Origin of the sequence: Quisquiliibacterium transsilvanicum (assembly GCF_014202215.1) — a bacterium.
Taxonomy (GTDB): Bacteria; Pseudomonadota; Gammaproteobacteria; order Burkholderiales; family Burkholderiaceae_E; genus Quisquiliibacterium; species Quisquiliibacterium transsilvanicum.
The window spans coordinates 45,069-56,729 of sequence record NZ_JACHGB010000009.1; the positions used below are offsets into that span (position 1 = coordinate 45,069).

Here is an 11,661-nt window from a genome sequence, read left to right on the forward strand (position 1 = left end):
AGGGACTGCCGTGGCCGCCTACATCCTGAAGCGCCTGCTGCTGATGGTGCCCACCCTGGTGGGCATCCTGCTGGTGAGCTTCGTGGTGATCCAGTTCGTGCCCGGCGGACCCGTCGAGCAGCTGGTGCAGGAGCTGCGCGGGCGCGGCGCCGGCGGCGAAGTGGCCGCCACCTCCAACGTCTATCGCGGCTCGCAGGGCGTGGACCCCGAGCGGCTGGCGGAGATCCGCGCGCTCTACGGCTTCGACCGCCCGGCGCACGAGCGCTTCCTGGACATGCTCTGGCGCTACCTGCGCTTCGACCTGGGCACCAGCTACTTCCACCACAAGGGCGTCTGGGAGCTGATCGTCGAGAAGCTGCCGGTGTCGATGAGCCTGGGGCTGTGGAGCTTCCTGATCACTTACGCGGTGTCGATTCCGCTTGGCATCGCCAAGGCGGTGCGCAACGGCTCGCGCTTCGACCTGGTCACCAGCACTGCCATCCTGGTCGGCTACGCCATCCCCGGTTTCGTGCTGGGCGTGGCGCTGCTGGTGCTGTTCGGCGGCGGCTCCTTCCTGCAAGTCTTCCCGCTGCGCGGGCTCACTTCCGACAATTTCGCCGAGCTGTCGCTGATGGGCCAGGTGCTCGACTACTTCTGGCACCTGGCGATGCCGCTGGCCTGCCTGGTCGTGGGCAGCTTCGCGGTGACCACCATGCTCACCAAGAACGTCTTCCTCGAGGAGATCCGCAAGCAGTACGTGCTGGTGGCGCGCGCCAAGGGGCTGCCCGAGCGCCGCGTGTTCTACCGTCATGTATTCCGCAACGCGCTGATCCCGCTGGTGACCGCATTCCCGGCCGCCTTCGTCGGCGCCTTCTTTGCCGGCTCGCTGCTGATCGAAACCATCTTCTCGCTCGACGGGCTGGGGCTGCTGTCCTACGAGGCGGTGATCCGCCGCGACTACCCGGTGGTGCTGGGCGCGCTCTACGTGTTCTCGCTGATCGGGCTGGTCACCAAGCTGGTCACCGACCTCTGCTACACCTGGGTCGATCCCAGGGTGAAGTTCGACGCGGCATGAGCGCACCGGTGTCACTGTCGCCGTCGCGGCGCGCGTGGCTGCGCTTCCGTGCCAACCGCCGGGGGCTGGTCAGCCTGTGGGTTTTCCTGGCGCTGTTCGTCGCCAGCCTGGGCGCGGAGCTGCTTTCGAACGACCGGCCGATCGTGGTGAGCTACGAAGGCAGCCTCTACTGGCCGCTGGCGCGCACCTACCCGGAGACCGCCTTCGGCGGCGATTTCCGCACGCCCGCCGACTACCTCGACCCCTTCATTCGCCAGCGCATCACCAGCGGCGGAAACTGGGCGCTGTATCCGCCAAATAACTACAGCTTCGACACCATCAACTACTTCGCGCCCAGCCCGGACCCTGCGCCGCCCTCGTCAGCCAACCTGCTCGGCACCGACGACCGGGGCCGCGACGTACTGGCGCGCCTGCTCTACGGCTTCCGCCTGTCGGTGCTGTTCGCGCTGGGGCTCACCGCGGTGGGCACCGCGATCGGTATCCTGGCCGGGGCGGTGCAGGGCTATTTCGGCGGCCGCACCGACCTCGCGCTGCAGCGGCTGATCGAAGTCTGGGGCTCGATCCCGGAGCTTTACCTGCTGCTGATCCTGGCGTCGATCTTCGAGCCCAGCATCTGGATCCTGCTGGCCATCCTCTCGGCCTTCGGCTGGATGGGGCTGTCCGACTACGTGCGCGCGGAGTTCCTGCGCAACCGCGGGCTGGAGTACGTGACCGCGGCGCGCGCGCTGGGCCTGCCGGACCGCACCATCATCCGCCGCCACGTGCTGCCGAACTCGCTCACGCCGGTGATCGCGTTCCTGCCCTTCAGGATGAGCGCGGCAATCGTCGCGCTCACCAGCCTGGACTTCCTCGGCCTGGGCGTGCCGCCGTCCACGCCCAGCCTGGGCGAACTGCTGTCGCAGGGCAAGGCCAACCTGGACGCCTGGTGGATCTCGCTGCCCACCTTCGCGGTGCTGGTCGGCACGCTGATGCTGCTGATCTTCATCGGCGAAGCGCTGCGCGACGCCCTGGACACGAGGAAGGGATGAGCGCAACGACGCCGGACGCAAGAAGCGCGGACGCAGCATCAGGGGCGGCGGCGCCGCTGCTGTCGGTCGAGAACCTGCGCGTCGACTTCGCCACTGCGGGCGTCAGCGCGCGCGTCGTCGAGGACATGAGCTTCTCGATCGCGCCGGGCGAGCGCTTCGCGCTGGTCGGGGAGTCCGGCTCGGGCAAGACGGTCACCGCCTACTCGCTGCTGCGCCTGCATTCGGATGCGCGCTACGGCGGGCGGATCCTGTTCGACGGGCGCGACCTGCTGTCGCTGTCCGAGCGCGAGATGCGCGGCGTGCGCGGCCGCGACATCGCGATGGTGTTCCAGGAGCCGATGAGCGCGCTCAATCCGCTCTATTCGATCGGCGATCAGATCTGCGAGACCATCGAGCTCCACGAAGGACTGCCCCGCGCGCAGGCCGCAGAGCGCGCGCTGCGCCTGCTGGAACGGGTGCGCATCGCCGAGCCCCGCCGGCGCTTCGCGAGCCTGCCGCACCAGCTCTCCGGCGGCCAGCGGCAGCGGGCGATGATCGCGATGGCGCTGGCCTGCCATCCACGCCTGCTGGTTGCGGACGAGCCGACCACTGCGCTGGACGTCACCCTGCAGCGCCAGATCGTCGAGCTGCTCGCCGAACTGCAGCGCGAGATGGGAATGGCGGTGCTGCTGATCACCCACGACCTGCCGCTGGTGCGCTCCTTCGCCGACCGGGTTGCGGTGATGCAGTCCGGTCGACTGGTGGAAACCGGACCTGCCCGCGAGGTGTTCGATGCGCCGCGCCACCCCTACACCCGCAGGCTGGTCGACAGCCGGCCGCGTCGGGACCTGGCGCCGGTGCCGGAGTCGGCGCCCGTGCTGCTGCGCGCAAGCGGCCTGGGCTGCCGCTTCGAGTCGCGCACCGGCTGGTTCTCGCGCCACATTTTCGAGGCGGTGCAGGGAGTGGGACTGCAGCTGGCGCGCGGCGAGACGCTGGGCATCGTCGGCGAGTCCGGGTCCGGCAAGACCACGCTGGGGATGGCGCTGCTGCGGCTGTCTCAGGCCCGCACCACGGGCGCGATCGAACTGGGCGGCGTGCGGATCGACACGATGGACCGGCGCCGGCTGCGGCCGCTGCGCCGGCGCATGCAGGTGGTCTTCCAGGACCCCTACAACGCGCTGTCGCCGCGCCTGACCGTCGAGGAGATCGTCGGCGAGGGGCTCGCGCTGCATCGCCCCGAGCTGGACGCGGCGCGCCTGCGCGAGGCGGTGGTGCGGGTGCTCGAGGAGGTGGGGCTGACGGCCGAGATGCTGAACCGCTATCCGCACGAGTTCTCCGGCGGGCAGCGCCAGCGCATCGCGATCGCCCGGGCGGTGGTGCTGCAGCCCGAACTGCTGCTGCTCGACGAGCCCACCTCGTCGCTGGACGTGTCGGTGCAGCGCCAGGTGCTGGAGCTGCTCTCCGGGCTGCAGCGCATTCATGGCATGAGCTATCTCTTCATCACCCACGACCTGCAGGTGGTGCGCGCGATGGCGCACCGCGTGATGGTGATGAAGGACGGCAGGGTGGTGGAGGCAGGAGAGACCGAGTCCGTGTTCGCTTCGCCCGTCCATCCCTACACCCGGGAGCTGCTCGCCGCCGTGCCGGATTGAGGTCGCCGGATGCAAGTCGGCCGCCCCGGGTGCGACGACCCATCAGCGCCCCGGGCGATCCCCGCCGGCGTTTCGCGGATAATCCGTGCTTGCCTGCGGGCGCACCAACGGTATCGGACGCATCTCCTTGAATCCCCTGAGCTTTTCCTGGCGGCTCACGCGGCGCGACTGGCGCGCCGGCGAGCTGCGCCTGTTGCTGGCGGCGCTGGTGGTGGCAGTCGCATCGATCGCCAGCGTCGGTTTCTTCGTCGACCGCATGCGCCAGGCGCTCTCGCTGGAGGCGCGCCAGCTGCTGGGCGCCGACCTGGTGATCGGCTCCGATCGCGCGCTGCCCAAGGAGTGGATCGACGAGGTGGGCCGATTGGGGCTGGCCAGCGCGCTGACGGTCAGCTTCCCAAGCATGGTGGTGGGCGAGCAGGGCCCGCCGCAGCTGGCATCGGTCAAGGCGGTGTCGGAGGGCTATCCGCTGCGCGGGGCGGTGCGGGTGGCGAGCGCGCCCGGCGCGCCCGACGAGGCCGCTGGCGGGATCCCCGCGCCCGGCACGCTCTGGGTCGATCCACAGCTGCTGCAGGCGCTCGGCGCGCCGCCGGGCGCGGCGCTGGAGCTTGGCGACGCGCGCTTCCAGGCCGCGCAGGTGATCACGCTGGAGCCGGATCGCGGGGCCAATTTCGTCAACTTCGCGCCGCGCGCAATCCTGCGCCTCGACGAGCTCGAGGCCACCGGGCTGGTGCAGCCGGCCAGCCGGGTGACCTGGCGGCTGCTGGTCGCCGGCGAGCCCGCCGCGCTGTCCCGCTTCGAGGCCTGGGTGCAGCCGCGCCTCGGGCGCAATGCCCGCGTGGAGACCCTCGAGAGCGGGCGCCCGGAACTGCGCAACACCCTGGAACGCGCCGAGCGCTTCCTGGCGCTGGTGGCGCTGATGTCGGCGCTGATCGCCGCAGTGGCCATCGGGCTCGCCTCGCGGCGCTTCGCCGAGCGCCACCTGGATGGCTGCGCGGTGATGCGCGCCATGGGCATCCGCCAGTCCAGGCTGTCGGCGGTGCTGGCCCTGGAGCTGTTCTGGATCGGCCTGGCCGGCGGCCTGGTCGGAGCCTTGCTCGGCTGGCTGGTGCACTTCGGCCTGGTCAGCGCCATCTCGCCGCTGATCGGAATGCCGCTGCCGATGCCGGGTCCCTGGCCCGCGCTGCAGGCGCTGGCCGCCGGGCTGGTGCTGCTGCTGGGCTGCGGCGCCTGGCCCTTCCTGCGCCTGGCCGGCGTGCCGCCGCTGCGGGTGCTGCGGCGCGACCTCGGCAGTGCCGGCGCGTCTCCGTGGGTCGCGCTGCTGCTGGCGCTCGCGGCCTTCGCGGGCCTGCTGCTGTGGTTCGCGGGCGACCGCAAGCTGGCCGCCGTGGCGCTGGGCGGATTCGTGGTCGGCGGCGCGGTCTTTTCGGTGCTTGTTTGGCTGGCGATGCGGCTGATCGCGCCGCTGCGCGGTACCGCGCTGGTGCGGCGGCGGCCGGCGCTGCGCCTGGCGCTGGCCTCGTGGTCGCGCCGCCAGGGCGCCTCGGTGGTGCAGACCGTGGCGCTCGCGGTGGGCCTGATGGCGCTGATGCTGCTCACCGTCACGCGCACCGACCTGATCGACAGCTGGCGGCGCGCCAGTCCGCCAGACGCGCCGAACCGTTTCGTGATCAACATCCAGCCCGACCAGCGCGATGCGGTGATCCGCAGCCTGGCGCAGGCCGGCATCCGCGACGTCGAGCTGCTGCCGATGATCCGCGGCCGGCTGGTGGAGATCAACGGGCGGCCGGTGCGCCCGGAGGACTTCGACGGCGACCGCGCCCAGCGCATGCTTGACCGCGAGTTCAACCTTTCCCAGTCGGCGCAGGCGCCGGCGCACAACCGCATCGTCGAGGGCAAGTGGTTCGCGCCGGAGGGGCTCGAGGTCTCGGTGGAATCCGGCATCCTGGCCACGCTCGGACTGAAGCTGGGCGATGAGCTCACCTTCGACATCGCCGGCGAGAAAGTGGCGGTGCGTGCCACCAGCGTGCGCAAGGTCCAGTGGGATTCGATGCGGGTCAACTTCTTCATGATCCTCTCACCACGTGCGTTGCGCGACGCGCCGCAGACCCTGATCACCGCCTTCCACCAGCCCGTGGATGCGCCGCGCGTCGAGGCCGCGCTGGTGCGCGAGCACCCCAATCTGACGATTTTCGATACCGGGGCGCTGCTGAACCAGGTGCAGAAGATGCTGGAGCAGGTGGTGCTGGCGGTGCAGTTCCTGTTCCTGCTGACGCTGGCGGCTGGCGTCGTGGTGCTGCACACCGCGCTGGCCAGTTCGCGCGACGAGCGGGTGCGCGAGGCGGGGCTGATGCGCGCGCTGGGCGCCTCGCGCGCGCAGCTCTCGCAGGCCCAGCTCTGGGAGCTGGGCCTGTCGGGCGCGCTGGCCGGCCTGCTCGCCTCCGGCGGCGCGATCGCCATCGGCTGGGTGCTGGCGCAGCAGGTGTTCCAGTTCGAGTTCGCGGTGCGCTGGTCCAGCCTGGTCTGGGGCACGGCGGCCGGCGCCGTGCTGGCGATGCTCGCCGGCTGGCTGAGCCTGCGCGGCGTGCTGCGCGCGCCGCCGCTCGACACGCTGAGGGCCTCGTGAGCGCGGCCGGTGACGGCGGCGAGGGCGCCCGGGGCGGCGAGGGCGCCGGGGCCGGGAGCGGCGATGGCACCCATGTCGTCCAGGGCGTCGACCACCCGCAGGCCACGCCCTTCGAGCAGCTCGGCGGCGAGCCCGGCGTGCGCGGGCTGGTCGACCGCTTCTACGACCTGATGGACATGGAGCCGGAGTTCGCCGACATCCGCCGCCTCCATCCGAATGTGCTGGACGGCTCGCGCGACAAGCTCTTCTGGTTCCTGTGCGGCTGGCTGGGCGGTCCCGACCTCTACCAGCAGCGCTTCGGCCATCCGCGCCTGCGCGCGCGCCACCTGCCGTTCCCCATTGCCAGCCGCGAGCGCGACCAGTGGCTGGTCTGCATGGCGCGGGCGATGGACGACATGGGCGTGGGCCAGCCGCTGTTCGACCGGCTGCTGGGCTCCTTCCACAACACTGCGGACTGGATGCGCAACCGTGACGGCTGAAGGCACGATCGCGCTGCCGCCCGGGCTGATGCTGCTCGGCCTGCTGGTGCTCGCTGCGCTCGCGGTCGGCCTTCTCGTCGTGCTGCTGCTGCGCCGTCCGCCGGATCCCGGTCCGGCGATCGAGGAGCTCGCCGTACGGCAGGCCGCTGCCACGGAACGGATGGTGCGCAGCTTGCGCGAGGAATTCGCCAGCCAGTCGCGCCAGGATCGCCAGGAACTCACCGGCGCCCTGAACCGCTTCGGCGGCGCGCTGAACCAGCAGATGGCCTCGATCGCCGGCGTCCAGAACGCGCAGATCGACCGCTTCGCCGGCCAGCTCGACCGCCTCACCGAGGCCAACGAGAAGCGCCTGGGCGAGGTCCGCGCCACGCTGGAGGCGCGCCTGCGCGAGCTGCACCTCGACAACGCCAGCCGGCTCGAGGAGATGCGCCGCACCGTCGACGAGAAGCTGCACGCCACCCTCGAGCAACGGCTCGGCGAGTCCTTCCGGCAGGTGTCGGAGCGGCTGGAGGAGGTGCATCGCGGGCTGGGCGAGATGCGGACGCTGGCCTCCGACGTCGGCGACCTCAAGCGGGTGCTCACCAACGTCAAGAGCCGCGGGGTCTGGGGCGAGGTGCAGCTGGCGGCGCTGCTGGAGCAGATGCTGGTTCCCGAGCAGTACGCGGTCAACGTGGCCACGGTGCCGGGTTCGGGCGAGCGCGTGGAGTTCGCGATCCGGCTGCCGGGCACTGCCGAAGACGCGCCGGTGTGGCTGCCGATCGACGCCAAGTTCCCGCGCGAGGACTACGAGCGGCTGCTGCAGGCGCACGAGCAGGCGGACGCCCCCGGCGCCGAGGCCGCGATGCGTCAGCTGGAGCAGCGGCTGCGGGTGGAGGCGAAGAGCATCCGCGACAAGTACCTTTCGCCGCCGCACACCACCGACTTCGCGCTGATGTTCCTGCCGGTCGAGGGCCTGTACGCCGAGGCGGTGCGCAGGCCCGGGCTGATCGACGATCTGCAGCGGCTGCACCGCGTGGTCATCGCCGGGCCAACCACGCTGTCGGCCATCCTGTCCAGCCTGCAGATGGGCTTTCGGACGCTCGCGGTGGAGAAGCGCTCCAGCGAGGTCTGGCAGCTGCTGGGCGCGGTCAAGACCGAATTCGGCAAGTTCGGCGACATGGTGGCCAAGGCGCGCGAGCAGGTCGACAAGGCCTCGCGCACCCTGGGCGCCTACGAGACCCGTTCCCGCGCGATCGAGCGCAGGTTGCGCGACGTGCAGGCGCTGCCGGAGAGCGCCGCAACCCGTAGCCTGCTGGGCGAAGAGCCGCAAGCAGAGCCGCAAGAGGCAGTGTCGCAGGAGGACAGCGATTCGACTGAGGAAAATCCTTAGTCCGTCGGGGGTCTTCCGCGGATCGGCCGGGTGCGTGTCCGCCGTCGGACGGACGGCGCGGGCGGCCGGAGGGCGCAGTGTTAAATTTCCCGAATGTCGATGGTTCCGTCCGATGCGCGCCGGCCGCGAAGCACGGTCGTGCAGCAGGTGGCCAGCGTCGGCATCCTCGCGCTGCTGCCCCTGCTTGCCTATGCGGTCGCGCTGCTGCTGCTCAGCTTCCGCGCCGATGAGGACAGTCGCGCCCAGTTCCTGCACGAGGTTGCCCAGACCCAGGTGCAGGCGCTGCAGCTGCGCCTGGCCACCTATGCAGACCTCCTCGATCTGGCGGCCGAGCAGCTGCCCGCGCTCGGCGTCGATGCCCGGACGGGCTGCTCGGAGCTGTTCGAGCGGCTGGCCAGGACCCAGCGCTGGATCGTCGGCGGCGGCTACGTCAGTGCCGACGGCAGCTATCGCTGCGCCACGCCGCCCGCGCGCCTCGAGCTCTCGGTGGCCCACCGTCCCCACTTCGCCGATGCGGCGGCCGGTGCCCGCATCGTGGTCAGTCAGAGTGTCATCTCGCGGGTCACCGGCGAGCCCACGGTCTTCCTCGCCCGTCGGCTCGAGGACGGGGCGGGGCGGTTTGCCGGGGTGGTGCAGTTCGCGGTCCGTCCCGAGGCGCTCACCGAGGTGCTCCTTCCCGCCTCGGGCGGGCCGATTCAGGTGCGACTGGTCAGCGTGAACGGCGCGCCGGTCGCCTCCTCGGGCGGCGCGCCGGTGTCGGCGGCCCTGCACGGCAGCCCGGCTGGCAGAGAGTTCAGCGAGACGCGGCGGGTGCGCTTTCGCGACGCCGACGTCGGCTTCCTGACGGTCAGCGCCCCGGTGGATGCCTTCGAGTCTCCGATGCGCCGCTGGGGGACGCTGGCGCTCGCGGGCTTCGCGCTCGCGGCGCTGGCCTCCGGCCTGCTGGGTGTCTGGCTGCTCAGACGTTCGCTGCTCGCGGATTCCCGTGCGCTGGACGCGATGGTGCGCACCGCGGCGCACGACCCGGATGCCGTGAGCGTGCCGAGCTTCTGGGCCCGCGAGTCGAGCGACGTGGCGCGGGCCTTCGCGGGGATCCTGCGGCGCCTGCGCTCGCAGCAGCGGGTCCTCGAATCGGTGGCGCAGACCCTGCGCGCGCGCAGCGCGGAGCTCGAGCAGGCCCAGCGGCTGGCCCGCCTGGGCGCGTGGGAATGCGACCCGGTCAGTCGCCGCTTCGACTGCTCGGCCGAAGTGCTGGACATCCTCGGGCTGGCGCCTGACGCAACCCACAGCCTGGATGAGCTCGTCGCGATGGCGCCGCAGTCCGAGCGGGCGATGCTGGAGGCGGCGTTCTCCGGGGCATTGTCCGGCGGGCGCGGCCTGGACCTGGTCCACCGCATCCTGCGCCCGGACGGCACGGTGCGCCGCATCCAGCAGCGGGCGCAGGCCTGCCAGGTGGCGGCGGGCGAAGATGTGGCTGTGGGCCCAGGCGAGGGCGCTCGCGCCCGGCTCAAGGGCACCGCCCAGGACGTCACCGACCTGGAGTCCTCACGCGAGCAGGTGGCGCTCTTCGAGGCGGCGCTGGGCGGCACCGACGACATCGTCGTCATCGGCGAACTCGGCCCCGACACGGCTGCGGAGCCGCGCGTAGTCTGGGTGAACCCGGCGCTGCTACGCCTGGTCGGCCGCGATCGCGACTCGCTGGTGGGGGCGGAAAGCACATTGTTCGAGGGGGCCGCGATCGACCCGCAGCGGCAGCGAGAGGTCGTCGAGGCGCTGCTGCGCGGCGAGGCCTCGCGCACCGAGATAGGCTTCACCCTCAGGGATGGCGCCCGCGTGTGGCTGGAACTGCACGTATCGCCGATCCTTGGGCGCGCCGGCATCGTCGGGCACTGGGTGGCGGTGGGGCGCGACACCACCGCGCGCAGGACCGCCGAGCACCGGGTGCGGGCCAGCGAGGCGCGCTACCGGCACCTGTTCGACGATCACCCGCTGCCGCTGTGGATCTACGACCTGGATTCCGGGGCGATCGCCGACGTCAACCGGGCAGGGATCGAGGCCTTCGGCTACGGCCGCGAGGAATTCCTCGCGATGCGGGTCTCCGATCTGGTGCCGCCCGAGCACCGGGACGAGCTCGACGTCGCCCGCCGCCAGCTCCTTGGCGGCAGTGAGTATGGCGGCGGGCTGTGGTGCCGCCGTCGCGACGGCACGCTGCGGCGCGTTGAGGTTCATGGCGCCACCACCGAGATGGACGGGCGCCGGATGCGCATCATCTCGCCGATCGACAGGACCGAAGAGTTCGCCGCGCGCGGGGCGCTGGAGCGCCTCAACGCCACGCTCGAGGAGACAGTCGCCACGCGCACCGCCTCGCTCAGCATCAGCGAACAGCGCTACCGGACGCTGGCCGAGCTCTCGCCGCAGGTGATCTGGCAGGCCGATGCCCGCGGGCGCCTGACCTTCCTGAGCCGGCGCTGGCAGGAGCTGGTCGGCGAGCGCGAGGCCGGCTGGCTCGGCATGCACTGGGTCGACGCGCTTCCTCCCGCTGACGTTTGCGCCACCCGTCGCGCTTTCGCCGACGCGGCGCGCGAGCGGCGGACGATGCGGATGCGCCGGCGCATCCGCGGCCGGGACGGGCAGGTCCACTCGATGCTGACGGCGGCCGCGCCGGTATTCGACGCCGACGGCTCGGTACTGTCCTGGGTCGGCGTCGACACCGACGTCGGCGAGCTCGAGTCGGTGCAGCAGGAGCTCAACGAGGCGGTCGAGCGCCAGGAAGCTTTCTCCTATTCGGTGTCGCACGACCTGCGGGCGCCGGTGCACGTGATCGCGGGCTTCGCAGGCGTGCTGCTGGACGGACAGGTGGGCAGCATCGACGACGAGGCGCGGCACTACGTCGGGCGCATCGCCGAGAACGCCCGTCGGATGGAGACGCTGATCACCGACCTGCTCGCCCTGTCGCGCCTGGGCAGGGAGGAGCTTGCGCCGCAGTCCTTCGAGCTGGTCGGCCTGCTGCGCGAAGTGATCCAGGCCGAGCGCGACCGGCAACCGGGCCGCGACATCGAGCTCGAGGCCCCCGCCGCCTGTGAGGTGCGCGCCGATCCGAACCTGGTGCGCATCCTGCTCGAGAACCTGGTCGGGAACGCGGTGAAGTTCTCGTCGCGCGAGCCGGTGTCCAGGCTGCGCTTCGAGGTCGAGAAGGTGCTCGGCGAAGCCGGCGAGGAGACGGTGTTCAGCCTTGCCGACAACGGCGTCGGCTTCCCCGCGGAGTACGCGGGGCGGATGTTCCAGCCCTTCCAGCGCCTGCACGGGCGCGACGAATTCGAGGGCAGCGGGATCGGCCTGGCGATCGTGGCCCGGATCGTCGGCATGCACCGGGGCAGGGTCTGGGCGGAGTCCGGGGAGCAGGGCGGAGCGAAGTTCGCCTTCACCCTCGGCCCGGCGAGGTGAGGGCGCGCATGCGGACCGAAACGGAGGCACGAC

General features: G+C 71.5%; 7 protein-coding genes. All 7 read left to right on the forward strand.

Annotated elements, in window-relative coordinates; all coding sequences use genetic code 11:
- Window positions 1-10 precede the first annotated feature (10 nt).
- Window positions 11-1,054, forward strand: a complete 1,044-nt coding sequence (locus HNQ70_RS19265; protein WP_183970709.1) for a microcin C ABC transporter permease YejB — start codon at window positions 11-13, stop codon at window positions 1,052-1,054.
- The gene (locus tag HNQ70_RS19270; protein ID WP_183970710.1) at window positions 1,051-2,082 is read left to right on the forward strand and encodes an ABC transporter permease; all 1,032 of its coding nucleotides are present in this window, start codon (window positions 1,051-1,053) and stop codon (window positions 2,080-2,082) included. Before HNQ70_RS19265 ends, HNQ70_RS19270 begins: the two co-directional genes overlap by 4 nt.
- Entirely contained in the window at window positions 2,079-3,713 is a 1,635-nt protein-coding gene (locus tag HNQ70_RS19275; RefSeq protein WP_183970711.1) for an ABC transporter ATP-binding protein, read from the forward strand. Before HNQ70_RS19270 ends, HNQ70_RS19275 begins: the two co-directional genes overlap by 4 nt.
- Window positions 3,714-3,840: 127 nt before the next feature.
- Complete coding sequence (locus HNQ70_RS19280; protein WP_246435162.1) at window positions 3,841-6,336, forward strand: ABC transporter permease; 2,496 nt, start codon at window positions 3,841-3,843, stop codon at window positions 6,334-6,336.
- Window positions 6,333-6,815 (forward strand): globin domain-containing protein, encoded by a 483-nt coding sequence (locus HNQ70_RS19285; RefSeq protein WP_183970712.1) that lies wholly within the window; start codon window positions 6,333-6,335, stop codon window positions 6,813-6,815. Before HNQ70_RS19280 ends, HNQ70_RS19285 begins: the two co-directional genes overlap by 4 nt.
- Before the next feature lie 28 nt (window positions 6,816-6,843).
- On the forward strand, window positions 6,844-8,184 hold the full coding sequence (locus tag HNQ70_RS19290) for a DNA recombination protein RmuC (protein ID WP_183970765.1): 1,341 nt from the start codon (window positions 6,844-6,846) through the stop codon (window positions 8,182-8,184).
- A gap of 93 nt (window positions 8,185-8,277) precedes the next feature.
- Entirely contained in the window at window positions 8,278-11,628 is a 3,351-nt protein-coding gene (locus HNQ70_RS19295) for a PAS domain S-box protein (protein ID WP_183970713.1), read from the forward strand.
- The last annotated feature ends 33 nt before the right edge of the window (window positions 11,629-11,661 follow it).

Coding starts and splice junctions, on each gene's coding strand:
- HNQ70_RS19270 (WP_183970710.1), top strand. CDS start 1,051: ATGAGCGCACCGGTGTCACTGTCGCCGTCGCGGCGCGCGTGGCTGCGC.
- HNQ70_RS19275 (WP_183970711.1), top strand. CDS start 2,079: ATGAGCGCAACGACGCCGGACGCAAGAAGCGCGGACGCAGCATCAGGG.
- HNQ70_RS19290 (WP_183970765.1), top strand. CDS start 6,844: ATGCTGCTCGGCCTGCTGGTGCTCGCTGCGCTCGCGGTCGGCCTTCTC.
- HNQ70_RS19295 (WP_183970713.1), top strand. CDS start 8,278: ATGTCGATGGTTCCGTCCGATGCGCGCCGGCCGCGAAGCACGGTCGTG.